The following is a 24,486-nucleotide window of genomic DNA, read 5'->3' on the forward strand; positions in this document are numbered from 1 at the left end:
CTCCTTTCATGAAGCTGAGGATCGCCGGTACCCGATTCCCCGGATCCGCAGGGTGCGGTTTGAACGTTCCGTCCGGGCCCCCAGAAATGTCTCCACCATCCAGAGTCGGGAATCAATGTGATCGGTGACCTCCGGAATTCTGAAGGAGCTCCAGCCTTCGGCCAGGGCTGCAAAGGGGATGATCTGATCCGCTACGTGAACATCGACCGTGGCTCCGGACTTCAGGGTTTCCATCAGCGTCCGGGCGACTTTCCTGCCGATGAACTCCGAACTGCGGCGCGGGGCTCCAGCGCAATCGGCGCCGAGCAGGCATCCCGTGTCGGTTTCCGCCCAGAGCGCCAGGGCTGCTCCCCCCTGGACGGCCGGTTGTTCATAGGCAGGGGATGCCTCCGTATCGTAAAGGGGGTCTATTCGCACTGAATATTCTCGGGCCTCCAGGTTCTTCCGGCATTCATCCGCCATCCTGTCCGAGACTCGGCGCTCCTGGAGCAGAGAAGACAAGGCGACGCCTTGAAAAGCCGTGGGCTTTCCCGGTTCGGTGAGGGTCAGCGGGGCAAGAGGGCGCCTCAGCGGCTTCACGTCGACGGCAATCTCCCCCTGCCCTCTGGGGACGTAACCGGGGCGGAGAATGCGCAGATCAATGTCCGCTCCCATCCGTTTCAGCAAGGGGATCAGGACATGCTGCAGGGAATAGACGGACGGTGCGAAGTCCTGAAAGAGTCCCCCCGTTATCCGGAAACGGGACGGTCGGTCGGCGTACAGGGCAAGGGGAAGGACGCCCAGGAAGAGCATGGTGGTGGAACCGGCGGTGCCGATGTTCCAGTCGTATGAGCCTCCTCGAATCGTCCGCCCCGGAAAGAATCGGATTTCCCCGGCCCCGAGCGACGCCCCTTCCAGGCGGCCCCGGCAGAGCTCGGCCATGGCTTCGATGGCCCGGAGATGCTGCGCTCTCAAACCCGGTTTCGGCAGCCGCTTCGCCCGGATGTTGATCAGGGAGAGGTCCTCCATGACGAGGGCGGAAAGGGAAACGGCGTCCCGCACGATGGTTCCTGATCCCGATTTCCGACTGCCGTCGATCTCGATCATCGTATGCTGCTCTTTTTCAGAACCTGGCGCTTGCGGCCCGGCAGAAAGGCGCTTAACCTCTGCTTTTGCGGGCGAGGTGCTGCATGAGTCCCCCGTCGGCAATCAGCTCCTGCATGAACGGAGGAATCGGTTCGATGGAAAGCGGCGACGCTTCCGCTCCTTCCATGAGAATGACTCCGGAATCTCCGTCGACGGTCACGGACCGGCCTTCAGCGATCCGGTCATAAAGCTCCGGGGACTCGAAAATAGGCAGCCCCATGTTGAAGGCATTCCGATAGAAAATCCGGGCGAAGCTCTTGGCGATCACGCAGGAGATGCCGGCTGCCTTGATAGCGATGGGGGCGTGTTCACGGGAGGAACCGCAACCGAAATTCTCGCCGGCGACGATGATGTCTCCTGGCCTCACCTTCCGGGGAAAGTCGGGATCGGCATCCTCCATGCAGTGGGCGGCAAGGGCCTGCGGATCAAAGGTGTTCAGATAACGGGCCGGAATGATGGCGTCCGTATCGATATTATCCCCGAATTTCCATACTTTTCCTTGAAATTTCATTGGCGTTATCCTTCCAGGGTCTTGAATCGTTTCCGGAAGCCTCTAACCGGAAGAGCTTGGGCGGGGCTTCCCGAGGATGAGATGATTTCAGGTCAATTCGTCGGGGCCGGCAATCCTTCCCAGAACCGCCGATGCGGCGGCTACGGCGGGATTGCTCAGATAGACCTCGCTGCGGGGGTGTCCCATGCGTCCTACGAAATTGCGGTTGGTTGTGGCGACGGCCCGTTCTCCCGCTGCAAGGATCCCCATGTGGCCTCCCAGGCAGGGGCCGCAGGTCGGGGTGCTCACCGCGGCATGGGCATCAAGGAAAATGTCGAAGAGCCCTTCCTTCATGGCCGCTCTGTAGACCTCCTGGGTGGCGGGAATGACGATCAGCCGGACCCGCGGATCGGCCCGGCGCCCTTTCAGCACGGCGGCCGCCGTCCTCAGGTCTTCAATGCGGCCGTTGGTGCACGATCCGATGACGACCTGATCGATGGGCACATGGCCCACTTCGCTGATTCCCCGCGTGTTGGACGGCAGATGGGGAAAGGCTACCTGGGGCTCTATCCTGCCGACATCGATCTCCATCACCTGGGCGTAAGACGCGTCGGCGTCGGAGGCATAAACGGTGTAGGGGCGCTTGGCCCTGGGCTGAACGTACGCTTCCGTGATGTCGTCGGGGGCAAAGATGCCGTTTTTCCCGCCCGCTTCAATAGCCATGTTGGCAATGGTAAAGCGGTCCGCCATGGTCAGGGAGGCGACGGTTTCGCCTGTGAACTCCATGGCCCTGTAGAGGGCGCCGTCCACTCCGATCTGTCCGATGATGTAGAGGATCAGGTCCTTTCCCGAGACCCAGGGATTGAGCGATCCGGAAAGAACAAACTTGATCGTTTCCGGGACCTTGAACCAGGCTTCCCCCGTGAGCATGGCCGCGGCCAGATCCGTGCTGCCCACGCCGGTCGCGAAGGCCCCGAGGGCGCCATAGGTGCAGGTATGGCTGTCCGCCCCGATGACGAGGTCACCGGGCAGGACGATGCCCTTTTCCGGAAGAAGGGCGTGTTCCACGCCCACTTCCCCGACTTCGTAGTAGTGGGTAATTTCCTGCTCCCGGGCAAAGTCGCGCATGATCTTGCACTGGGCGGCGGAATTGATGTCCTTGTTGGGGGTAAAGTGATCCGGAATGAGGACCACCTTGTCCTCATCGAACACCTTCTTTCCGCCAGCCTTGCGGAATTCCTCAATTGCAAGCGGGGCCGTGACGTCATTTCCGAGGGCGATATCCACCTTTGCATTGATCAGCATTCCGGGGTGCAGCTCATCAAGGCCGGTATGCCGGCAAAGGATCTTCTCCGTGATGGTCATTCCCATGATTTTCTCTCTCCAGTTGAAGGATTTTGAGTTTATCCTGATATCGCAAAACGCTGCTTAATTCAAGCCGAACAAATGTCTCCTACTCGTATTCCGGCTTGATCTTGTCGGGGTCCCGCTTGAGGAACTCCAGGCGGTTCAGGGCATTGATGTAGGCCCTGGCGGAAGCTACGATGACATCAAGATCGGCCCCGTGACCCACGACGTTGCGGCCGTTGAACTTGAGCTGGACCGTCACCTCGCCCTGGGCGTCCGTACCGCCGGAAATGGCGTTGACGGCGTAGCGGAGCAGATCGTAGTTGGTCCGAGTGATTTTCCGGATCGCATCAAAGGTCGCATCCACGGCGCCGACGCCGAAGCCTGCATCCTGGACGATCTCCTTGTCGACCTCCATCTGCATCGTGGCGGTGGGGATGGCGATGTTGCCGCTGACGACACTGAGATAAATGAGCTTGTACTTATCCTCGGCCCTGTAGAGTTCTTCGTAGACGATGGCCTCCAGGTCTTCATCGAAAACGTTTTTCTTGGCGTCGGCCAGCTCCTTGAAACGGACGAACACCTTGTTCAGCTCCGTATCGGTGAGGTTGAAGCCCAGCTTCTTCAGGTGCTCCTGGACGGCATGGCGTCCGGAGTGCTTGCCGAGCACGATGTGGGAGTCGGAAATGCCGACGGATTGGGGTGTCATGATCTCGTAGGTGATCTTTTCCTTGATCAGCCCGTCCTGGTGAATGCCGGATTCGTGCGCAAACGCGTTTGCCCCCACGATGGCCTTGTTCGGCTGCACGGGGATGCCTGTAATCTGGGTCAGAAGGCGGGAGGACTGGTAGATTTTTTCCGTGTTGATCCCCGTCGTGAAACCGAAGAGGTCTTTCCGGGTCCGGAGGGCCATGACCACTTCCTCCATGGCCGTGTTTCCCGCCCGTTCCCCGATGCCGTTGATGGTGCATTCGACCTGGCGGGCTCCGTTCAGGATGGCGGCCAGGGAGTTGGCCACGGCCAGGCCGAGGTCGTTGTGGCAGTGCACGGAGATGACCGCCCGGGAAATATTGGGGACCTTTTCAAAAAGATGGGCAATCAAAGCCCCGAATTCACTGGGGACGGCGTATCCGACCGTATCGGGGATGTTGACGGTCGCCGCCCCGGCGGCGATGACCGCCTCGACCATTTCACAGAGATAGCTTCGTTCCGTCCGGGTGGCATCCATGGGGGAAAACTCCACGTTGGGCGTGTAGCCCCGCGCCCTCTCCACGGCTGCAATCGCCTCTTTCAGAACCTGTTCCCGCGACTTCCGGAGCTGATATTTCAGGTGGATGTCCGAAGACGAGATGAAGGTGTGAATGCGGGGATTGGCGCCATCCTGAATGGCCGCCCATGCCCGGTCGATGTCCTCGTTGTTCGCCCTGGCAAGACCGGCGATCTGTGCGCCCCGGATTTCCCGTGCGATCTGCTGGACGGAAAGAAAATCGCCTTCGGACGCGATGGGAAAGCCGGCCTCGATGATATCCACCCCCATCTTTTCCAGCTGCCGGGCGATCCGGAGCTTTTCCGTGGGGTTCATGCTGGATCCGGGGGACTGTTCCCCATCGCGCAGCGTGGTGTCAAAAATATAGATTCTCTTCCCTGTCGATTCCATAAAGACTCCTTTCCTGAAATTAAAAAAGGCCATGAGCTTGCCGCCCATGGCCTTTAGGTTTGTTCTTTTTTTTTCGTTTACGGATGACCTAAAAACAAGGGGCGATTGAAAGAAAGGCGCAGAAGGGCGAGGCCCAAAAGCAGCAGGCTGTCTAAAAGGATATCGGCTTTTCTTCTATCTTCCAACGTCTTTAAGCCCTTTCAAAAATGGTAGCTGCTCTTGTAAAATAAAAAGCCGCCGTTGTCAAGGAATGAATGCTCTTACTGTTCCAGAACGTACCGGCAAACGAGGTCGCCCACTTCCCGTGTGCCACGGCCCATCTTTCCCGCCTCGAGGGAGGGGAGATCTTTTGTGATGGCCTTCTGGGCCGCTGCTTCAATGCAGGCCGCGGCCTGCTCCTCGCCGAGAAAATCGAGCATCATGGCGCCGGCCATGATGGCGGCCAGGGGGTTGATGACGTTTTGCCCCGTGTATTTGGGTGCGGAACCGCCGATGGGTTCAAACATGGAAACGCCCTCGGGATTGATGTTGCCTCCGCTGGCGATGCCCATGCCTCCCTGGATCATGGCGCCCAGGTCGGTGATGATGTCACCGAACATGTTGTCCGTGACAATCACATCGAACCATTCCGGATTCTTGATCATCCACATGCAGGTAGCGTCCACATGGGCGTAATCCGTCGCGATATCCGGATACTCCTTGGCCACTTCGTAAAAGGTCCTTTCCCAGAGGTCAAAGGCAAAGGTCAGGACGTTGGTCTTGCCGCACAGGGTCAGCTTCTTTCCCTTGTTGCGCTTGCGGGTGACGTCGAAGGCGTATCGGATGCAGCGTTCAGCGCCCTTGCGGGTATTGATGGATTCCTGGATGGCGATCTCGTCGGCGGTTCCCTTCTTCAGGAAGCCGCCTGCTCCCGCGTAGAGCCCTTCGGTGTTTTCCCGGACGACGACAAAATCGATCTCCGCGGGGCCCTTGTTTTTCAGGGGCGTATCCACACCCTCATAGAGTTTTACAGGTCTCAGGTTGATGTACTGGTCCAGTTCGAAGCGGGCCTTCAGCAGGATGCCCTTTTCCAGAATACCCGGTGCAACTTCCGGATGGCCGATTGCGCCCAGAAAGATGGCCCGGTGCTGCTTCAGCTCCCGGATCACGCTGTCCGGAAGGGTTTCCCCGGTTCTTTTGTAGCGTTCTCCGCCCAGGTCATAGGTGGTATATTTAAGGCCGAAACCGAACCGATCGGCGGCGGCATTGAGCACCTTGATGCCTTCTGCAACGACTTCCGGTCCCGTTCCGTCGCCCGGAATCACGCCGACATGATATTCTGTACCCATGGAATCCTCCTCGAATTTTTACTGATTTCGTTAAACGGCTTACCGTCCGATGTCAAGAGAATTTTAATGACCGGGCCGGTGGACCGGGCAAGGACAACGTGGGGAATCATCAAGACTATCGATTGCCTGAAAGCGTTTTGCTGCGGGATGAACCATCCTGCCCCGGGCCGTTCAGCTCAAAGGGGTCCTCTCCTCGGTCCATCCGCTCTTCGAAGCTGTTTTCTGCGGGAAATCCGGCTTGACATCCCCTCCCTTCACCCCTATACTCTGCTCCTCGATAGGGATTGTTCTATCGGTATGTTTGTCTAGCGGGTGTGATTTGAAGGAAAAGCGCATTTATCAACGTTACACGATCAGTAACGAAGAAAGCAGACATCTGCAGGATGAAATCAAGCTCGACGGAGTGTCTGTGCGTCTGGTGGATTTTTCCGTGGGCGGCTTGTGCGTTATTTCGGGGCAATCTCACGCAGTGGGGGACATTGTATCCGTTTTCGCCAACTTTGCAAAAGGAGGCCGGATCGACCTGACCGGCAGAGTGGTTCGGGTGGTGCCGGAGGGAACCTTCTGGTCGGTGGCGGTTGATCTGTCAGGCAATTATAAAACCCCTCCCATGCGTAAACCCTAGAATCCAGTCCAGAACCGGGGCTGTTTTGAAAAAGAACAGTACCCTGCTCAAGATGACCGCCCGCATCCTTCCGTCCGTAAGATCGAAACCGCCCCGGTTTGCATTCTCCTGCCACGCAATCGTTCAGATCCGGCCCTCCGGATGTTGCGGCCTTCCCACAGGAACGGACGGCGACCCCGTAAATTGTATATCCCACCGATTCCCGGGCGGATTCATGGAAATGGTCCAGGCTCGAGGCCCCCTTCACGGCTGCTCGTTTCGAAGGATTCCTCCCGAACTCGAAAAACTCCCGGCATCAGATTCCGCGGGCATCCTCGAGCAGCCAGGAGAAGATGCGCGGCAGTCGCGCCTGCCAGGCCTGCTCGTTGTGAAAAGCGCCCGGCTCCACCACGTAGCGCAGTTCGTGTTCCTGCATCCCGATCCCTTTGAGATGGTTGTGGAAGCGTCCGGCGGCATCCACGTAATCCAGGAACATACTGTCATGCCAGTACCGTTCCTGATCCCCTGTGTCCATGTAGAGCTTGATCCAGCGGCCTGTCGGGGCGTCCCAGAGCCGGAAGATTTCCCCGCCGGCCCACATGATCGTCGGGGAGACGGCGCCGATCCTGCCGAAAACGCCGGGAAACGCCTTTCCCAGGAAAAGGCTCATGAGCCCGCCCATGCTTGATCCCATCACCCCTGTCCAGTGGGGCTCCGGCAGGGTCCGGTAGGTCCTGTCGATGAAGGGCTTGAGGTGATGGGCCAGGAAATCGGCAAAGAGCCAGCCCCGTCCCGATGCGCCGACCGCCGGTTCATCCCAGGGAGAATACTCGGAGAACCGGTCCGGCGAGGAATCTACGGCTACGATGATCCAGGGCCGCAGGCTGCCTTCGGCGATGAGGCGATCCATGGCGCTGTTGGCGCACCAGGTGTGGTAAAGGGCCGATGCGGGATGGTTGAAGACGTTTTGCCCATCCAGCATATAGAGAACGGGAAACCGCCCATCGGGATCGCCGTCGCAGGCGTCCGGGGTGTAAATGCGGAGGGTGCGGCCCTTTTCCTCGGGGGGGGAATGAAAATCCGAGAGGATGTCGATGGAGCTCATGATTCCTCACCCGGGGCGAATTCGCGGCCTTCGTCCCACCCGGCCGAATCGTTGGATCCGCTCCGGCTTATGGGGACCGGAAGGGGCCGTTCAATGGCATACGATGTTGTCATTCCAGTTCAGGGATTCAAGGTATGTCTTCACGCTGGCGATGGTGGCGAGAAACATCCTGGAGCCCGTCATGACCGTGAAGACGTCGTTTCGATTGCCGCAGGCGCCGGCAAATTCCGGTCCGATGACCACCGCCGGTTCCGGGGCGTCGGGCCGCTCCTGCAGGGCGTTCAGGTAGGTCTCCAGGCGGTCCTTGAGGATCTGAAAATAATCGATGGGCTGGCCGACCACCAGTCCAAAGGTTTCGGACAGGCTCGAAGAAAAATTCTGAACAGCCTGCCAGTAGCATGCGCCGATCACGTCCTTTTGCGGGGCGTTTCCCAGGCAGTAGGGGATGGCCCATCCCACGCTGATGATTTTCAGAATGTGCAGCTCGTATTCGACGGTATCGCGCTTGATGTCGGCCGCCTCGTGAAGATCGGCCATCAGCGCCTTGACGTCTTCCCTGTCCACGGCGAAATTGAAGAGGTCTTCCGCTGCCCGCTCGATGCCGGATTTTGCTTCGATTGACTTTTCCATCATAGGTATCACCGCAAATTTTTAAAGGTTCACATTCAATCCCCTGCTGCGCAGGTACTCCTTGACTTCCCGTATGCGGAATGTCCGGAAATGAAACACCGAGGCGGCGAGAAGGATTTGCGCCCCGCCTTTTACCACTCCTTCGTAAAAATGCTCCAGCGTCCCTGCGCCGCCTGATGCGACGACCGGCAGGGAGACCGCGTCGGCGATGGCCCTCGTGAATTCCAGGTCATAACCTTTGAGCGTTCCGTCACCGTCCATGCTGGTCGGCAGAATGGTCCCGGCTCCCAGATCCTGGCACTCCCTGGCCCAGGCAATGGCATCCTTTCCGACGGGTTTTGTTCCGCCGGAAACCACCAGCTCGAACCCCGACGGCATCTCCCTGTTTCTACGGGCGTCAACGGCCACGGTGATCCGCTCCTTGCCGAACTCCAGCGCCGCCTTTTTTACCAGGGACGGGTCCTGAACGGCGGCGCTGTTCATCGACACCTTCGAAGCGCCTGCTGCAAGGGTCAGCCTGATATCGTCAAGGCTTGCGATGCCGCCTCCGACCGTCAGGGGTATGGAAATAACCGAGGCCACATTCGTTACCCACTCCAGGCGCGTTTTCCTGTTTTCGAGGGTTGCGGCAATATCGAGCATGGCCAGTTCGTCGGCCCCCTCGCTCTGGTAGAATTCCGCATTCTCCACCGGGTCGCCGGCATCCTTCAACCCTACGAAGTTTACCCCCTTGACGACGCGGCCTTCCTTCATGTCGAGGCATGGCATAATCTTGATCGTTTCCATTTTATTCCTTTCTCCCGCAATGTCTTTTATGGTGATCGAAAAATTTTCATAGCACGGTGATCCCTCTTTTATCAAATACTACGATTCACGTTTTGAAAAATTGAGATCTGCCGAAATTTATAGTAGCATTCCGAAGATGAAAGCCGGGGTGATGCGATTCGATCGGGAAGACAAGTTTGGAGTGGCAACGAAGCATCTCTGTTCCGGCCCGTGATCCGGAGGCGCCTGAAGCAAGGAAGAAACTCGAGATGGGACCCTCCCCGCATCTCTTTGCCGCCGGCCGGATCGCGAAGCTGGCGACCAGAAACCGGATCAACCACGCGGCGACGGAAACCAATTCCCCCTATGCCGACGGCTTTCCGGGAACAGCCGGGCCGAAGCGGATCGTGGTCATCGGCGGCTGGCCCGATTGTTGAAGAAACAGCCGAATCGCAATCCTTTCAACTCATTCTCTGGACATTGAGGATAACCCATGTGCGGTCGCTTCGTCCTCCTTGCTGATTTTTCCGAAATCGCCGGAGATTTCGATATTCAGGAAGTATCGGGCGACGTAAGGACGGGCAGGGACATCTCTCCCGGCCAGCTGGTGACCGCTGTCGTTCGCCATGGAAAAAACCGGCTCGTCAATTTTCGCTGGGGATTGATCCCCCCCTGGGCGAAGGACCCGTCGATCGGCAGACGGATGTTCAATGCCCGGGCGGAAACCGTATCTGAGAAGCCCAGCTTCAGGGGCGCGTTTCAGAAGAGGCGCTGCGTGATCGTCGCCGATGGATTCTATGAATGGCAAAAGCTCAACAGGGCAAAAAAGCCCTTTTATTTCAGCCTTCAATCAGGAAGACCCTTCGGATTTGCCGGTCTTTACGAAAGCTGGCTGTCTCCAGAGAGGGAGCGGATTCAGACCTGCACGATCATCACAACCGTCTCCAATGAATTGATAGCGCCGATTCATGACCGGATGCCGGTGATCCTGGGCAGGGACGGCGCTTCGATCTGGCTTGACCCTGAAAATCAGAACGGGGAGCAGCTGCTGCCCCTGCTGAAGCCCTTTCCCGCGGAGGAAATGACCGTGGAGGAGGGCGTGATGAAACTGGCCCGATAGGAGGTTATTCATGGACAGGAACTTTCAAGACCGCTTTTTGGAGAAATGGACCAGATATTTTGCCGGTGCGGAATTGCCCATCGGGTTTTATTATTCCGATACCCCAGATCGGAGAAACAGGGCAAGAATTCCCAGGGGGCATCGCTGCATCATCGGAGATTTAGCGAAAGTCCGCATGGGAAGGCCCTTGTGCTTCGATGCAGGCACCATCGGCTGCTTCGGGGGAAAGCGATACCTCGGCTTTGAAAGCGCATTGGCCCCGGATTTTGAATATTTTCTATCCTGCGGCATTCCCGGCAAACTGGAGGGGGAGCGATACAAGAAGTCTCCGGATCTTGTTAAAGAGCATCTTCGGCATCAGAAACCGTGGAAGGCCCCTGGAGACTATATCCACTTCAAAAGGTTCGACATGATGGGGGAAGAGGATCAACCCCTTGTGATTATTTTTTTTGCCTGTCCGGATGTCCTTTCCGGCCTGTTCACCCTGGCCAATTTCGACCAGGCGGACCCCTGCGGCGTTTTTGCTCCTTTCGGCGCCGGCTGCGCCACGATTGTGGACTATCCCTGCCAGGAACTTCAATCTCCCGAACCCCGGCCCGTTCTGGGAATGTTTGATGTCTCGGCACGCCCTTATGTGCCTTCCAATGTGCTGAGTTTTTCCGTCCCCTGGCCCAAATTCGTCCGCATGGTGGACAACATGGAGGAGAGCTTCCTGATCACCGGTTCATGGAACAACGTGCGCAGAAGAATCAAAAAGGCCGGGAATCGCCCCTGATCGGACGTTGCTGGAGATGTCCTCTAAAGCCCTGTAGGAGAAATATTCATGGATACAAAGGAAAAAGCTGTTCTGAATGCGATGACACAGGAGGGAAAGCCCATGCGGCCCGGCGACATCGCAGAGAAAGCCGCGATGGACAAGGAGGAAGTGTCCAGGATTCTTGCAAAGCTCAGGAAGGAAGGGAAAATCTCATCGCCGAAGCGGTGTTTCTACGCGCCCGCTTAAGAAGCCGGCTGGGCAAGGCCCTTGCTGCCGTCGGGCTCATCCTCCCCGGAAAGGTCATGGTTCAGGATGCTGCACAGTTCGTCGATGAACCCTCTTTGACCTTGCAGGAGTTTTTTCTTTGCAAGAGGGACGGGGAACCACCCGGCGCGATCCACTTCAGGAAATGCGGACCGTCTTCCGGATTTTGGAGGCCATTCCATCGTGAAGGTGTTGCTTTGGACGGCCCCTGCGTCAAGGTCGCCTTCGAAGGCCCATGCGCTGACGATTTTTCCGCCGGCCTGACGTTTCGGCGTTAAGCATAAAAAGCGGCCCTCAGCTTCACAGCCGGTTTCCTCTCTGAACTCCCGTTTTGCGGCCGTCAGGGGATCCTCATCCTCGAAGTATTCGCCCTTGGGAATGGACCAGCTCCCTTCATCTTTTTTTGCCCAATACGGTCCCCCCGGGTGCACGAGAAACACTTCCAGCCTGGAGTTCCGGTACCGGTACAGAAGGAGTCCCGCGCTTTGTTTCCTGTTGTGGATCGCCATGCCTCGCCGCAAGCTTCTCCTTTCGTTTCATCCCGGAATTTTCTATGACCTGATCCGCAAAATGCAAGGTGCCGGTTTTTCCCTTACGGCCTCGGGGGAGCGGATCTTTTCCGGAAATAAGCCAGCGCAGAAACGATCAGCATCACCGGAATGCCCAATTCAAGGATCTCCTCCATGCTTCTGAAGGACAGGGAAAGAGCTGCCGTTAATTCCATGCCCAGGCGGCTCAATTTGGCCGACAGCCCATCAACGCCCTTTGAGACGGCCATGAAGAGCAGGGCGACCCCGATGCTCATGGATGACGTCTCTTCTCTGACCTTCGCGGGAAATGTTTTCAAGTGCTTCCGGAGGCAGAGGATCAGGCAGGCAAGAAGAGCCAGGCAGACAAGGGCGCCGATCATCTTTTCGGGCAGGGGAACCGATGGGCTCAGGTAAAACTTGGATTTGAAGATGCCCATGGTTGTGAACCTCGTATGGAAGTCCAGTTCCCTGAGGCCGAAGGCGGCGACCAGAACGAACAGATAGGCGTGTTTCCTGAAAAAGTCCCAGCCTCCCTTCAAGATCATGATCAAAAGGACGAGAACATAACCGGCGGCAGACGCTATTTCGATGGGCCCGTTTTCCCTGACGAGGCTCCTCAGTGCTTGTTGATCCAGTAACTGGACGGAGGCGAGAAGGGCGACCAGACCGAAGATGGCAGCCATCATCAGAACGCGATACTTTTTTTCATCCTGGCGCATGTTCCTGTCCTCTCCCCGCCGGAAAGGCTTCCGGCCGGCAGCCGGAGCCCGCCTTGGCGCTCCCTTCTTCAAATCCCGCCGTCCTGTATGCGGAGGAATCAACCCGGCGCGCATCCGATCTGATTGTTGAATGGTTCCCCCATATCAGAATCGCTGAAAAAAATACATCGGCAATTAACTGAATGGCAGGGCTTGCAGGCGGGAAATTACCGGTTCTCCAAGGTCAGCCGGGAAGCAATTTCCCATGTTTTTGTTGCATGCAGGCTCAAAATTCCATATAAATATAACCTCCCCATTACGTGCACCGGTTCATGACCCTCTTACCCCTGTTGTCTGCACGTTTTCCATCGATCAGCCGGAATGGGATTTTTCCTCCAGCGGAAACAGGCCCCGCATTTTGCGGGAACACTTTCTTTTTACGGCGGCCCCGGCTTTCGCACCATCGCTGACCTTTCGGATATGGCGCCACCTGCCCGGTCCGGTTTCCCGCTTTCATGAAAGCGTCGCGGCGCAAGGCAGCGGCCGGCGGGCCAACCTTCATCGACCACCGGAGGCATGTCACGCATCATGAACCTTGCCGATATACTTCAAAAATACAGAGATCACATCGCCCTGAAGTGGGCGCATCGCCTTCATGAAGAGGTCAGTTCCGGGTACGCCAGGCGCCCGTTGGAAGAGCTTCTTCAAACGACATCACAGGCCAGCGAAGCAAACTACGCCGCGATGGTCCGGGGGGACTTCTCAAAAGTAGACGCCTTCATCGTCAAGGTCTGCAAACTGCGCCTGGAAGGCGGCTTTTCTCTTTCGGAAGTCCAGAAGGCTTTTGAAATCTACCGGACGATCCTGATTCCGATCCTTGCGAAAGAGTTGACGGGCGATGCCCTGCTGGAGGCGCTGCAAAGCCTCAATGCCTGTTTGAGCCGGACCATCTTCGCGTTCAGCGACTATTTTTTGAATATGGCCAATGCCAAACTTCTTGAAAAGCAGAAGAAACTTGATGAAGACCTCCAGGCGGCCGCCGGGATTCAGCAGTGCCTTCTGCCGCAGAGGCAGGAAAAGAGCCGGAAGGACGAAGACCTGGAGATCGAGTGGAAGTTTACGCCTTCCGAAACGATCGGGGGCGACATCTTCAACGTGATCCACCTCGACGAGGATCACCTCGGGTTTTACATGATCGACGTCAGCGGACATGGGGTGCCCCCGGCCCTGGTGACGTTTTCCCTTTCCCAGACCCTTCAGCCCCACATGGGATGCACCATCAGGAAGAAGCCCGGCTGCACGCCGGATTATGAAATTGTCTCCCCGGGAGAAGTGCTCACGGCCCTGGACCTGGAATACCCCTGGGAGCGCTTTGAAAAGTTTCTGACCGTCATCTATCTCATCGTCGATATCCATCATGGCCATCTGGTCTACAGCAACGCCGCCCATCCCCCTCCCATTCTTCTTCATGCCGATGGGACCTTCGAACTGCTGGAAAAGGGGGGGACCATTATCGGTCTGGGGGGGGTCCTGCCCTTCGAGGAGGAGGATAAGGCCTTTTCAGCGGGGGATAAAATCATTATTTATACGGACGGAGTGTTTGAATTTACGAACGACAAAGGGGAATTGTTCGGGGAGGAAAGGTTTCACGCCCTTGTGAAGAGCCTGCATGGACTGGACATCGGTGCCATGCTGGATGAGATCGTCCGGGCCATCGAGGGCTTCGCTCAGGGAGAAAAGCTCAGGGATGATGTGAGCATCCTGGGGCTTGAGTTTAAGAAACGGATTCCCGCGGCCTGACCAGGGGAGATCCGGAGCCGGCGATTTTCCCTTTTTCAGGGCATCAACCGGGAGCGGATCGTACGGGTGATGCCTTCCAGGGTGTCATTGGGGCAGCGGCTCATGTCGAGCTCCCCGTCCCTGGCATAGGGGCTGAGGATCTCATACAGATCCTCCGGAAGCCCTCCGTATTGGCCGAGAAAGGAGCGGAGCCGCGCATGGAGACTGAAGATCCGCTTGCTTTGTTCCGGCAGGTCCAGGTAGCCATCGATGATCTTCAGAAGCCGGCTGCGGTCATGGGGAAGCTTTCCATACAAATCCAGGAGATTGGAGGCGCTGTCGCTCAGGAGTTCGGTTTCCGCATCAATACGGCTGATCAGGATCCTCAGCTCTCGGACGACCTGCTCTTCCGGGCACTCCGTGAAGCTGCCCTCTTTCACCGCCTGCTCCAGGGGCGTCTGGGGAAAAATTTCCAGCGTCCGGAGGCGGACAAAATCCGGGGCGGCGGCATTGATGACCCGGGCCGTTTCCAGGGCATGCTCCTCTGAACGTGCGGTGCCGCCGAGGCCGGGCATGATGTAAACCGAGCAGGAGAGGCCGGCTTCTTTCGTTTTCAGGCAGCCCTCGATGTGATCCGCGCTGCATTCCCCTTTGTTCACGAAGGCCAGGACCTGGTCGCTTCCGCTTTCAATGCCGAAATGCACCCGGTTCAGCCCGGCTGCGGCCATGGACCGCAGATCGGCGAGGCTCCGCTGCCTGGCCGCCGTCCGGGTCCGCCCGTAAACGGTGAAGCGTTGAAGGGACGGAAACCGGGATTTGATTTCGCCCAGGACCGTGGCCAGGAATTCCGGCTTCAGGATCAGCCCGTCCGCATCACCGAGAAAACAGGTTTCCCCTCCGGCCATCCGCCAGCTCAGCAGATGGGCAAGGCTGTCCTCAAGGGAAGGCTGGTCGTTGAACCAGGAGATAAACCAGGCCAGGCGAGGATCGACATCTTCCGGAATCTCCGCGGCTGCCTTCTGCGTCCGGGCTTCATGATGCGCTTTCCTTCCGGTCCGGCGGATCTCCTCGGCCAGTCCGGGAAGCTTTCCGTAATCGGCCCGGGTATACCCGTTCATGCCGATTCCGCCGGCCAGCATCCAATCATCGAGCTGCCTGGCCCTATCGATGTCTCTGCGGATTTCATCGAGTGAACGACGGGAAAAACGGGCCCCCATTTTGTAGACCGGGCAGAATGCGCACTTGTTCCAATAGCAGTTACGTGTCAGCCGAAAGGTCAGGCTGCTGTTTTCCGTGGGAGGCCGGATCGAACAGATCTCGAAGGGCTCCAGGCCGCCTGGATTCTTCTCGTTCATACGCTCAAACCTTTCTTGCTTGCGTCGATGCCCATCCTTAAATAATCCCGGAGTGGGGAAGGAATTTCGCTCGAGATCTCACTTCCATGGCGCCTTCTCTTACCGAAGCTGCTCTGGCAGGTGCTGCCGTCCATCGGCTCGCAACGTCGGACGACCTTGGACCCTTCCCGTCCGATCCGGCTGAGCAGTGGCGGCAGGCAAATCGAAATCCTCTCTGCGAAGGACAATTCGCCCTATTTTCCCCTTTTCCCGGACACTGTCAAGGACTATCGCTCAGGGATGTGGCAACTGCCCGTACCCTGCCTTCGGGGTGCGCCGGAGCGGAGACAGCATAGCGCATTGCGATGTTATGGGCTGCCCCGGCCGAGAATCGTCCGTACCGGAATCATCAACCCTTATTCTTCCACAGCATAACCCTGAGCGACCTTTCCGCTCCCACCGTTCTTCATGCCAGGTTTTAACTGGTAATTATGCGTAATTCTTTCCGTATTTACATTGTAAATGTTTTAGGGCTATTTTTTAGTACAGTAGGTTACCAAATTATCCTTCCTTAAACTTCCTTTGAAACGGCGCATATTGATTGTCCAGAGATGAACTCGTTAACATGTTCTCCAGCAAAGGGAGGGGTCAGCAGGCGTATTGAAGAGGTCCAACAATGCGAGACGCGGATTTCTTGCCGTATTTCTCCCGAAGCGGCCTCTCGCAATGAAAGCCACAGTGCCAGCAACAGTTCCATATTTTGCCGTACATACATTCTGAAGAAAGGAGTCTAAGCGATGCCTACGTATCTTCACCCGGGCGTATATGTGGAAGAAATCCCGAGTGGCTCCAAGCCGATTGAAGGGGTCAGTACATCCACAGCGGCGTTTGTCGGCTTCACCACGAAGGGGCCGGTCGCAGAGCCGACGCTTCTGTTCAAGTGGAGCGACTATGAGGAGCAGTTCGGCGGAATCCGCGATCTGGGGAAATTGGCCGCAGGCGACCCCATGGGGTTCGCGGTCTACAGCTTTTTTCAAAATGGAGGGACCGCCGCCTACATCGTTCGGGCCATCCTGGCAGAGAGCGCAGACACGGCCGAGGGATTCCTGGTCAATCCTGCCGATTCCACCCGGATCCTCCGCTTTTCGGCGGTAAATCCGGGGGAGTGGGGCAGTGAACTGCAGATCCGGTTCGAGGCCAAGACGGATGCACCCGGCTACTACACCTTGAAGGTCGGCGTCATGGATGGAAGCGAGTTCAAGGAGTGGGAGCGTTTCAGCGACCTGACCGTGGTAGACGACAGCGCTCCCGATTACATTGAGAGCAAGGTGAATGACGCCTCGACTCTGATCAACGTGGAGATGCAGGATGTCAGCCAGTACCTGCTGGGAGTGAGCATCAGCCGGGATCTTGCTGCCGTTGCCGACTTCAGCGTCCTGAACAGCCGGACCATGACCGTCGCTGTGGACGGGACCGCCCGGACGGTGAACTTCGGCGCCGGCGAATTCAGCGCCGCGAGCACTCTGGCCGATGTGGCGGGAAGCATTCAGACCCTGGTGAGGGGATCCGTCGTAGCCAACCCGGCGGTGCGCGATTTCAGCTGCGCCGCGGAAGGCAGCCGGCTTGTCCTCACTTCCGGTACCCGCCTCATCACCTCAGCGGTGGTGGTGACCGGTCCCGGAGACGCCACCGATGCCTCGACGGTTCTGCTGCTGGGATTGGCCAACGAAGGCACCCAGCGGACCGGGCAGCAGTCCCTGGACGCGCTTCTTTCCGGAATCGCCGGCCAGGTCTCCCTGGGCGGAGGAACCAATGGCAGTCTTCCCGATCAGGACGCCTACGACGACATCTTTGCCGCCTTCGAAAAGGTGCGTGACGTGAGCATCCTCTGCCTGCCGGGCCAGACCTGGAACACCACCGCCGAGCAGGGGGTCATCGACGCCGCCGTGGCCCATGCCGAGAAGATGAAGAGCCGCATGGTCATCATCGATCCCCCCCGGGGGGTGGAGCTCAAGACCGAAAAGGCGGTCAACGACCTGGGATTCAAGCCCAAGACCTACTCGGTGGTCTACTATCCCTGGGTCAAGGTGGCCAACCCCTTCTACAGCGCCGAGAGGAATCCCGGTGTGCCGTCCACCCTGCTGGTGGCGCCCAGTGGTCTTGCCGCCGGCATGTGGGCCAAGATCGACGGCCGCCGCGGCGTCTGGAAGGCCCCGGCGGGGGTCGAAACGTCGCTTCTGGGCGTGGCCGGCATGGAGTACCCGGTGGAAGACGGGGAGCAGGACTCCCTGAATCCCCTGGGCATCAACTGCCTGCGGAAGATGCCGGGCTACGGGCCTGTCATCTGGGGGAGCCGCACTCTCGCCACCAAGGCCGACCCCGAGTGGCGCTACGTTCCCATCCGGCGCACCGCCATCATGATCGAGCAGAGCATCTACAACGGCATCCAGTGGGCGGTCTTCGAGCCCAACAACCATAACCTCTGGGCCTCTCTGCGGGCCAACATCGGGTCCTTCATGGACGGTCTCTTCCGGGCCGGGGCCTTCCAGGGCGAAAAGGCCAACGATGCCTACTTCGTCCGCTGCGGCCTCGGGGACACCATGAATCAGGGGGACATCGACCGGGGCCAGGTGATCGTCATTGTCGGTTTCGCCCCCTTGAAGCCCGCCGAATTCGTCATTGTCCGCATCCAGCAGAAGGTTGCTGAACAATAAATTTCTTTTCAACAGCCGAATCAAAGGAGGCTTGTGATGGCAGCACCGCTCTTTCCAGTCAACACACATCGGTACGATCCCTACCGCACCTTCAAGTTCCAGGTCGTCATCGACGGCAAGGTTGTGGCGGGACTGAAAAAAATGGGGGCCCTCAAGAAGAAGACGACGCCGGTGAAGTGGCGCGCCTCCAACGATCCGTCCCACGAGCGGATCATGCCTGGGGGAACCAGCTACGATCCCGTGAACCTGGAGCAGGGGCTTACCCACGACCCGGTCTTCGAGAACTGGGCGAACCTCGTCAACAACATCCAGGGGGACGCCGCCCTGTCCCTGAAGAACTACCGCAAGGACATCATCATTAACGTCCTGAACCTCCAGGGGAAGGTGGCCATATCCTACAAACTCTACCGGGCCTGGGTATCCGACTACCAGGCGCTGCCGGATCTCGATGCCGGGAACATGAACACCGTCGGCATCCAGTCCATCACCCTGCAACACGAGGGGTGGGAGCGGGATACCAGTGTTGCCGAGCCGGCTGAGTCCTGATGCGGCTCCCCGGCGGAATCCTCCGTGATGGCGTCCGGCGCCGGGATTTTGCCTTCCGCCCCCTGACCGGGGTGGTGGAACTGGTCCTGGCCGAGGCGGCCGAGGAAAACTCCCCCATGCCGGCCAGGGTGACGAAGGCCCTGGCCGCCGCCCTGGAGCACGTAGGGGGGGAGCTCCCCTTGCCGGCCACCGTGGCGGCGCTTTCCGTGGGCGACCGCCAGTTCCTCATGGCGAGGCTGGCCGTGGAGTTCGGCCTGGGGGAAACCTGGTTCACGGCCCCTTGCCGCAGGTGCGGCGAACGGTTCGATTTTGCCGTGGACTACCGGAATCTGCCGGTGAAGGAGGCGGGGCCCGGGTATCCTTTCGCCGAGGTGGAGACGAGCCTCGGAAGATGCCGATTCCGCGTGCCCAGCGGGGCCGACCAGGAAATCCTTGCGGGCCTTGCCGATGACCGTGCGGCCATCCCGTGTCTTGTGAAATGCTGCCTGGTGGCACTTGCCGGCCGGCGGGTGGAAGATCCCCTCCCTTCTGGTGACAGGATGGAGGCCTTTTCCCCCGGCGACGTGGCCAGGATCGAGGCGGCCCTGGAGGAGGCAGCGCCGGAGGTGGCCGTGTCCGTGCAGGCCGCCTGTCCCGCCTGCGGCACAGCCCACGGGATCGATGTGGATCCCTACCGGATTCTATATAACCGGCTCGGGGAGGGACTCCTTCGGGAAATCCATATCCTCGCCTCCACCTACCACTGGAGCGAGGCGGAAATCCTGGGGCTTTCCCTGCACCGGCGCAGGCGCTACCTTGATCTGATCGACGAGGCGCGGGGAATGACGCGTTCCGGAAGAGGAACATGATGGGATTTTTTGCGGATATTCTACGCGACAGCCGCAGGGGGGGCACAGCCGCCCGCGTATCCGCCGCGGCGCCTGCCGCAGGCAGCTGGAGCGGCACAACGGGAGTGCGGCTCCGGGAAGAGAGCGGCGGCCAGCCGATGTATGCGGGGCAGACGCCGGTTCAGGACGGGTCTTCCGCCCGCAGGGTCCTGGACCCTGTACCCACGGAACAGACCTTGATTGCGGGACGGCACGGGATGACAACGGAAGGCGCAGACCTTCACGATCCTGGAACAGGGGAGCAGGGAGATTGTGGAAGCGCCCGGGCGGTCATAAGCGATTCCTTCATGGGGGAATCTTCGCCTGGAGAGGCGCTGTCTCGAATCGGCGAACGATTTGAGGAGCCACGGGTCGAGGGGCACACGGCGGAGCAGACGGGTGGTCCGGCCGAGGAGGATGAGGAGGCTTCCGGTTTGCCTGCCGTGAGCATGGAGAGCGATACAGCGGAGATAAGACTTCGGGAGGAGGGCGGCGGTCCGCCGGTGAATGCGGGGTCAGGAACCCTGCAGGATGGTGGAGCCGTCACCCGCCGGGTGGTGGGCCCTTCACTTTCGGAATACACCCCGGGTTCGGGAATTCCGGAGGTGACGATGAAAGGCGTAAGCCTTCCCAATCCTGCGGCACGAAAGCAGGCAGGTCGCGAAAGCGCCCGAACGGAATCGGACAGGTTCCGCGTTGAGTCGATGAAGTCGTTTCACGACGGTGATTCTATCGATGCTCCTCTGGTTCCAGTGGACGCGAGGGATTCATCCGTACGGGAATCTTCGTCCGGAGATGCGGCGTCACGAACCGGGAAAGTGTCTGCGGAAACGCAGGGGAGACGGCAAGCGGGATTGAACCGTGCGGGCACCATCACCCCTTCTGATCAATCGGCAGAAACAATGAAGGAGAATCATGGTATGGAGCAGGCCGCCGGGCTGCAGGGGAAGACTTTTCCATCGGCGGCAGGGGAAGTTCCTGCGGACACGGTGCAGGAGGAACTTCATCACGGCGGTATGCCGGCCGCCGCCCCGTCTTCGACTCCTGATTCCAAAAGTGTGGAGCGGTTCCAGCGGCCGGCCGTCCGTCCACTGCCTCCGATCCCGAAGGACAGCGAAGAAAAAGGGTCCGGCCGTTCCCTTCCGCCCCCGGAACCCCAGGTCCGGATCGGCGCCATCGAGGTCGTGGTGGTTGTCCCGGCGCCTGCAGATCGCTTGCCCCGGAGCGGGGAGCGCTCCCGGCCGGATCTGGCCAGCCGCCACTATTTGAGGAATTTCTGAATATGGCCCTCCCGCGTTCATCACTTTCCCGCGTCTGTCGCGCCATTGCCGACTTCGTCAGCGTGGGGCTCGACGCCAGCGCCAATTCGATCCAGGTCATGATCGGCTCTCCGGCCAGCGCCGCGCCGGCCGTAACCGACACGACCCACCGGGTGAACCTCTTCTTCTACCGGATCGAACCGGCGGGTTTCTTTACTGGCGACACTCCCGGCGATCCCTGGTGGGTGCGGCTCCACTGCCTCATCACCGGTTTCGGCATCGAGGAGGAACAGGTGAGCGCCGGAGAGAACGACCTGCGCCTCCTCGGCGAGGTGATGCGGCTCCTCCACGAGACGCCGGTGCTGTCCGCGCTCACGGTGGACGACGAGACGTTCCGGCTCCAGATGGTCTTTTTCCCCCTGGGCGCCGATGACCTGAATCACATCTGGTCGACCCAGGGTGACGTGAGCTACCGACCCTCCATTGCCTACGAAATGGCCCTGGCTCCGGTGCTCCCCCGGGAGCCTCGTCCCGAAAGCCCTCTGGTGGGGCGGATCGGTTCCGAAGTCCGCGCCGTTTCCGCAGCCCGCACCGCACCCTTTTCCGGGGCGGCCGCCGCGCCGCCGGTTCTCCGGTCGACGGTGGACACCTCGCGGCCGGACTGGGCACCCGCCATCTGTTTCGTGGCAGAGGGGGTGTGTGCCAGCAGTCTTCTCTTCGCCCTGGGGAGTCAGGAACTGACCGATTTCGTTCCCGCCGTCTGGGTGGCCGGGGAGCCGGGAGCCGCCGTCACCCTTGCCTGGCAGCGATGGACGAGCACAGGAGGCTGGCAGGATGTGGCGGACAGGATGGACACTTCGGCGACGGACCTGACCCTCGATCCCGAAATGGGCTCTGACGCACAGACCGTTGAAGTCGCCCTTCCCGTGGATCTTGTCTCCGGCGGAGGCCAGGCGGTCCTCTATGCCGAGCGGAGCTGGGTGCGGGGGGCGGACGGAGTGACGCTGAAGGTGCGGAGCAATCCCCTCCTGGTCACCGTCTACGGAGGGCCGTGATGGAATCCACCGTGCGGACCAGGGGAGAGGCGTGCTTCGCATCCGAATGGGAGAGGATAAGCCTGCTGGCCCACATCCTGGCTGAGTCCCGTCAGGGGCGATCGGCGTCCCAGGGTGAGCTGGATCGACTTCGGACGTTGCAGCAGCAGGTGGAGGCCTTTCGCCGGGAGGAGGGGAGATGGGACGCGGTGACGCCCTCGGGACTCTCTTCTCTGGAGTTCGACGTCCTCGCCTGTGCGGTGGCACCCGAGGCGGAACCGCGGCTTGGGTGGCTCTTTCAGGCGCTGCAGCCCGGAGCGCCGACTCCTTACCCGACGCCGGCCCTCCTCCAGGAGATCCTGGCCGTGGCACCCGAGGAAACGGCGCTTCTCTACGGCGCCCTTTCCGAGGCATCCCCCCTGCGCATCAATGGCCTCATTGAAGTGGAGGGGGGAGACCCCTTCCAGCCGCTCCGTCCGGCAGCGGGTGTGACAGCCCGGCTTCTGGGTCGTCCTGCCGTCACCGGGGATCTGCCGGGGGCGGTCCTGGTGAAAACTCCGGCCCGGTGGGAAGATCTTGTGCTGCCGCAGGACCGGGTTGCCATGCTCCGGGAGTTTCTCCTCTGGATCACCCACAAGGCCATCGTGGTCGGAGAATGGGGAGGCAGCGATTGCGGCGGTCCCGTTGGGCTCTTCTCCGGCCCGTCGGGGACGGGAAAGACCTTTGCCGCCGCGGTCCTCGCCGCCAGACTGGGTTGGCCCCTCTACCGGGTCGATCTTGGGCGGCTGGTGAGCAAGTACATCGGTGAAACGGAAAAGAACCTGAACCGCCTTTTTGATGCAGCCCACGGCCAGCCGATGATCCTGCAGTTCGACGAAGCAGACAGCCTCTTCAGCAAGCGGGGAGAGGTGAGGGAGGCCCGGGATCGCTACGCCAACATGGAGGTGAGCCACCTGCTGGCCCGCATCGAGTCCCACTCGGGGCCGGTGATTCTCACCACCAATCTCCGCAAGCACCTGGATCCGGCCTTTGCCCGCCGCTTCCAGGTGGTGGTGGATTTTCCCCGCCCCGACGCCGAGGCCCGGACACGGCTCTGGCAGCGGCTCCTGCCGCCCAGGATGCCGAGGGAGCCAGGGGTGAACCCCGCCTTTCTTGGTGCCGCCGTTAACCTGACCGGCGGGAGCATCCGCAATGCCGCCCTCCACGCGGCCTACCTGGCCGCCGGTGCGGGGAGGCCCCTGAGCCTCGGCCACGTGGCCCTGGCGATCTGGCGGGAGCTGGGCAAGGACGGCCGGGAACTTTCCCCCACGGACCTGGGACCCATGGCACCCTTCCTCCCCGGGGAGGTGCCATGCTGACCATCGAACGCCTGCGCCTGCAGTTGCCCCACGCCTTCCGGGACCGGGCCGGGGAGATCGCCCGCCTGGTGGCGGAGGAACTGGCAGCGGTCCCGATGACGGCCGACCTGCAGCTGGACCGGCTGACGGTGCCGCCGGTGGAGGTTTCTTCCCTGGCCACCGACCGGGATGTGGCCAGGGCTGTAGCGACATCGGTTTATACCGGAATACGGAACGAAACGAGGTAAGAGATGCTCAACACCGTCAAGGGAATGCTGATCGAATACGCCCTCTCGATTCCGCCGCTGGTGCTGGTCTTCGACTTCAACCCCCAGTCCCTCACCCGCACCCGCACGCTCACCCTGCGGACCGGAAGCGCCCCCGGCACCCGGGGGGGATACGACTTTGCGCTTCCCACGGAGACGGCGCGGGTGGCCCAGGGGGTCACCGTGCAGCCGGAAAGCTTTTCTCTGGATATCCTCCTGGACGCCACCGACCGGATGAGCGACCCGAATCACCCCGATTATTCCATTGCCTGCCAATTCGGCATCGAGCCGGAGCTGGATACGCTGCGCACCATGGTGGAGCCCAAGGCCCAGGGGCCCGGCGGTTTCCAGACCCTGGCGAGCCTCGATCTCGGCGGCCAGCGGGCCTTCCAGCGGAGCGAATCCGCATCGGTGCTGCTGCTGGTATGGGGAACCCATATCCTGCCCGTGTTTCTCACCAGCATCCGCATAACCGAAGAGGCCCATCTCCCCTCCCTGGTTCCCTATCGGGCCCGGGCCAATCTCACCATGCAGGTCATCGAAGGGAACAACCCCTTCTACCAGGTCGAGAAGGTGAGGCAGGTGATTGGGGCGGCACTTAACTCGGGACGCACCGTGATCGGAGGGATTTTCTGACATGTTCCAGAAGGGGAGCCGCTACGAGAAAAGCCAGACCTTCAAGCCGTCCTCCAACGGGGTTACGGTTTTCGCGGGAATCCGCCCCCGGACCATCGGGTCCGCCACCGGCGTCGTGGAGCATGTGGTGAAAGCCGGCGACCGGTTGGACCTCCTGGCGCGCCACTATTACAACGACGATCGCCTCTGGTGGCGGATTGTCGACGCCAATCCGGACTTCTTTTATGGCGGCGACATGATGCTGGAGGAGATGGAAGGACGGGTGATCCTGATCCCGAAGGCGAAGGAGTAGGGC

At 59.9% G+C, this 24,486-nt stretch carries 26 protein-coding genes; 15 read left to right on the forward strand and 11 right to left on the reverse strand.

Going from position 1 to position 24,486, the window contains the following annotated elements:
* Positions 1-6: 6 nt before the first annotated feature.
* The 5 genes from rtcA to ACJ77P_RS04720 all read right to left on the reverse strand — a co-directional run bounded on the left by rtcA (position 7) and on the right by ACJ77P_RS04720 (position 5,947).
* Positions 7-1,086, reverse strand: coding sequence for an RNA 3'-terminal phosphate cyclase (gene rtcA, locus ACJ77P_RS04700; protein ID WP_367361211.1), 1,080 nt, complete (start codon positions 1,084-1,086; stop codon positions 7-9).
* A gap of 52 nt (positions 1,087-1,138) precedes the next feature.
* The gene (locus ACJ77P_RS04705) at positions 1,139-1,636 is read right to left on the reverse strand and encodes a 3-isopropylmalate dehydratase small subunit (protein ID WP_367361212.1); all 498 of its coding nucleotides are present in this window, start codon (positions 1,634-1,636) and stop codon (positions 1,139-1,141) included.
* Positions 1,637-1,723: 87 nt separating this feature from the next.
* Positions 1,724-2,986: a 3-isopropylmalate dehydratase large subunit gene (gene leuC, locus ACJ77P_RS04710; protein ID WP_367361213.1), complete on the reverse strand. Its 1,263-nt coding sequence runs from the start codon at positions 2,984-2,986 to the stop codon at positions 1,724-1,726.
* An 82-nt stretch (positions 2,987-3,068) separates the two neighbouring features.
* A complete protein-coding gene (locus tag ACJ77P_RS04715; RefSeq protein ID WP_367361214.1) occupies positions 3,069-4,619 on the reverse strand; it encodes a 2-isopropylmalate synthase in 1,551 nt (516 codons plus the stop codon).
* Between the two features lie 260 nt (positions 4,620-4,879).
* Positions 4,880-5,947 carry a 3-isopropylmalate dehydrogenase gene (locus ACJ77P_RS04720; protein WP_408999123.1) on the reverse strand — a complete coding sequence of 356 codons (1,068 nt, stop codon included), beginning with the start codon at positions 5,945-5,947 and terminating at the stop codon, positions 4,880-4,882.
* 319 nt (positions 5,948-6,266) lie between these two features.
* On the opposite strand from ACJ77P_RS04720, the gene ACJ77P_RS04725 reads away from it, so the two are divergent.
* Positions 6,267-6,572, forward strand: a complete 306-nt coding sequence (locus ACJ77P_RS04725) for a PilZ domain-containing protein (protein WP_408999124.1) — start codon at positions 6,267-6,269, stop codon at positions 6,570-6,572.
* A gap of 295 nt (positions 6,573-6,867) precedes the next feature.
* On the opposite strand, the gene ACJ77P_RS04730 is transcribed toward ACJ77P_RS04725, so the two are convergent.
* The 3 genes from ACJ77P_RS04730 to hisF all read right to left on the reverse strand — a co-directional run bounded on the left by ACJ77P_RS04730 (position 6,868) and on the right by hisF (position 9,072).
* On the reverse strand, positions 6,868-7,656 hold the full coding sequence (locus ACJ77P_RS04730; protein ID WP_408999125.1) for an alpha/beta hydrolase: 789 nt from the start codon (positions 7,654-7,656) through the stop codon (positions 6,868-6,870).
* A 90-nt stretch (positions 7,657-7,746) separates the two neighbouring features.
* Entirely contained in the window at positions 7,747-8,289 is a 543-nt protein-coding gene (locus ACJ77P_RS04735; protein WP_408999126.1) for a hypothetical protein, read from the reverse strand.
* A gap of 18 nt (positions 8,290-8,307) precedes the next feature.
* Positions 8,308-9,072 (reverse strand): imidazole glycerol phosphate synthase subunit HisF, encoded by a 765-nt coding sequence (gene hisF / locus ACJ77P_RS04740; protein WP_408999127.1) that lies wholly within the window; start codon positions 9,070-9,072, stop codon positions 8,308-8,310.
* A gap of 248 nt (positions 9,073-9,320) precedes the next feature.
* Here hisF and ACJ77P_RS04745 point away from each other — a divergent pair, with 248 nt between their 5' ends.
* The 4 genes from ACJ77P_RS04745 to ACJ77P_RS04760 are packed head-to-tail and all read left to right on the forward strand — an operon-like array spanning position 9,321 to position 11,174.
* Positions 9,321-9,488, forward strand: coding sequence for a hypothetical protein (locus ACJ77P_RS04745; RefSeq protein WP_408999128.1), 168 nt, complete (start codon positions 9,321-9,323; stop codon positions 9,486-9,488).
* 56 nt (positions 9,489-9,544) lie between these two features.
* Positions 9,545-10,171 (forward strand): SOS response-associated peptidase, encoded by a 627-nt coding sequence (locus ACJ77P_RS04750; protein WP_408999129.1) that lies wholly within the window; start codon positions 9,545-9,547, stop codon positions 10,169-10,171.
* Positions 10,172-10,181: 10 nt separating this feature from the next.
* On the forward strand, positions 10,182-10,946 hold the full coding sequence (locus ACJ77P_RS04755) for a DUF169 domain-containing protein (protein WP_408999130.1): 765 nt from the start codon (positions 10,182-10,184) through the stop codon (positions 10,944-10,946).
* A gap of 48 nt (positions 10,947-10,994) precedes the next feature.
* A complete protein-coding gene (locus ACJ77P_RS04760; protein WP_408999131.1) occupies positions 10,995-11,174 on the forward strand; it encodes a helix-turn-helix domain-containing protein in 180 nt (59 codons plus the stop codon).
* Here the strand turns inward: ACJ77P_RS04760 and ACJ77P_RS04765 are convergent.
* On the reverse strand, positions 11,171-11,701 hold the full coding sequence (locus tag ACJ77P_RS04765; RefSeq protein ID WP_408999395.1) for an NUDIX domain-containing protein: 531 nt from the start codon (positions 11,699-11,701) through the stop codon (positions 11,171-11,173). The genes ACJ77P_RS04760 and ACJ77P_RS04765 overlap by 4 nt on opposite strands.
* An 83-nt stretch (positions 11,702-11,784) precedes the next feature.
* The gene (locus ACJ77P_RS04770) at positions 11,785-12,441 is read right to left on the reverse strand and encodes a hypothetical protein (protein ID WP_408999132.1); all 657 of its coding nucleotides are present in this window, start codon (positions 12,439-12,441) and stop codon (positions 11,785-11,787) included.
* A 567-nt stretch (positions 12,442-13,008) separates the two neighbouring features.
* Between ACJ77P_RS04770 and ACJ77P_RS04775 the strand changes: the two genes are divergently transcribed.
* Entirely contained in the window at positions 13,009-14,220 is a 1,212-nt protein-coding gene (locus ACJ77P_RS04775; protein WP_367361226.1) for a PP2C family protein-serine/threonine phosphatase, read from the forward strand.
* 35 nt (positions 14,221-14,255) lie between these two features.
* Here ACJ77P_RS04775 and ACJ77P_RS04780 read toward each other — a convergent pair whose 3' ends face one another.
* Positions 14,256-15,554 (reverse strand): radical SAM protein, encoded by a 1,299-nt coding sequence (locus ACJ77P_RS04780; RefSeq protein WP_408999133.1) that lies wholly within the window; start codon positions 15,552-15,554, stop codon positions 14,256-14,258.
* A gap of 776 nt (positions 15,555-16,330) precedes the next feature.
* On the opposite strand from ACJ77P_RS04780, the gene ACJ77P_RS04785 reads away from it, so the two are divergent.
* The 9 genes from ACJ77P_RS04785 to ACJ77P_RS04825 are packed head-to-tail and all read left to right on the forward strand — an operon-like array spanning position 16,331 to position 24,483.
* On the forward strand, positions 16,331-18,247 hold the full coding sequence (locus tag ACJ77P_RS04785) for a phage tail sheath C-terminal domain-containing protein (protein ID WP_408999134.1): 1,917 nt from the start codon (positions 16,331-16,333) through the stop codon (positions 18,245-18,247).
* A 36-nt stretch (positions 18,248-18,283) separates the two neighbouring features.
* Positions 18,284-18,793 carry a phage tail protein gene (locus ACJ77P_RS04790; RefSeq protein ID WP_367361230.1) on the forward strand — a complete coding sequence of 170 codons (510 nt, stop codon included), beginning with the start codon at positions 18,284-18,286 and terminating at the stop codon, positions 18,791-18,793.
* Positions 18,793-19,641: a hypothetical protein gene (locus ACJ77P_RS04795; protein WP_367361231.1), complete on the forward strand. Its 849-nt coding sequence runs from the start codon at positions 18,793-18,795 to the stop codon at positions 19,639-19,641. The genes ACJ77P_RS04790 and ACJ77P_RS04795 overlap by 1 nt, the downstream gene beginning before the upstream one ends.
* On the forward strand, positions 19,638-20,939 hold the full coding sequence (locus ACJ77P_RS04800) for a hypothetical protein (protein WP_408999135.1): 1,302 nt from the start codon (positions 19,638-19,640) through the stop codon (positions 20,937-20,939). Before ACJ77P_RS04795 ends, ACJ77P_RS04800 begins: the two co-directional genes overlap by 4 nt.
* A gap of 2 nt (positions 20,940-20,941) precedes the next feature.
* Positions 20,942-21,973, forward strand: a complete 1,032-nt coding sequence (locus ACJ77P_RS04805; protein WP_408999136.1) for a DUF4255 domain-containing protein — start codon at positions 20,942-20,944, stop codon at positions 21,971-21,973.
* Positions 21,973-23,310, forward strand: a complete 1,338-nt coding sequence (locus ACJ77P_RS04810) for an ATP-binding protein (protein WP_408999137.1) — start codon at positions 21,973-21,975, stop codon at positions 23,308-23,310. Before ACJ77P_RS04805 ends, ACJ77P_RS04810 begins: the two co-directional genes overlap by 1 nt.
* A complete protein-coding gene (locus ACJ77P_RS04815) occupies positions 23,304-23,537 on the forward strand; it encodes a hypothetical protein (RefSeq protein WP_367361235.1) in 234 nt (77 codons plus the stop codon). The genes ACJ77P_RS04810 and ACJ77P_RS04815 overlap by 7 nt, the downstream gene beginning before the upstream one ends.
* A 3-nt stretch (positions 23,538-23,540) precedes the next feature.
* Positions 23,541-24,191 (forward strand): hypothetical protein, encoded by a 651-nt coding sequence (locus ACJ77P_RS04820; RefSeq protein WP_408999138.1) that lies wholly within the window; start codon positions 23,541-23,543, stop codon positions 24,189-24,191.
* Between the two features lies 1 nt (position 24,192).
* Positions 24,193-24,483, forward strand: coding sequence for a LysM peptidoglycan-binding domain-containing protein (locus ACJ77P_RS04825; RefSeq protein WP_367361237.1), 291 nt, complete (start codon positions 24,193-24,195; stop codon positions 24,481-24,483).
* The last annotated feature ends 3 nt before the right edge of the window (positions 24,484-24,486 follow it).

The sequence above is a fragment of the Syntrophus buswellii genome (assembly GCF_046097065.1).
In the GTDB taxonomy this organism is placed as follows: Bacteria; Desulfobacterota; Syntrophia; order Syntrophales; family Syntrophaceae; genus Syntrophus; species Syntrophus buswellii.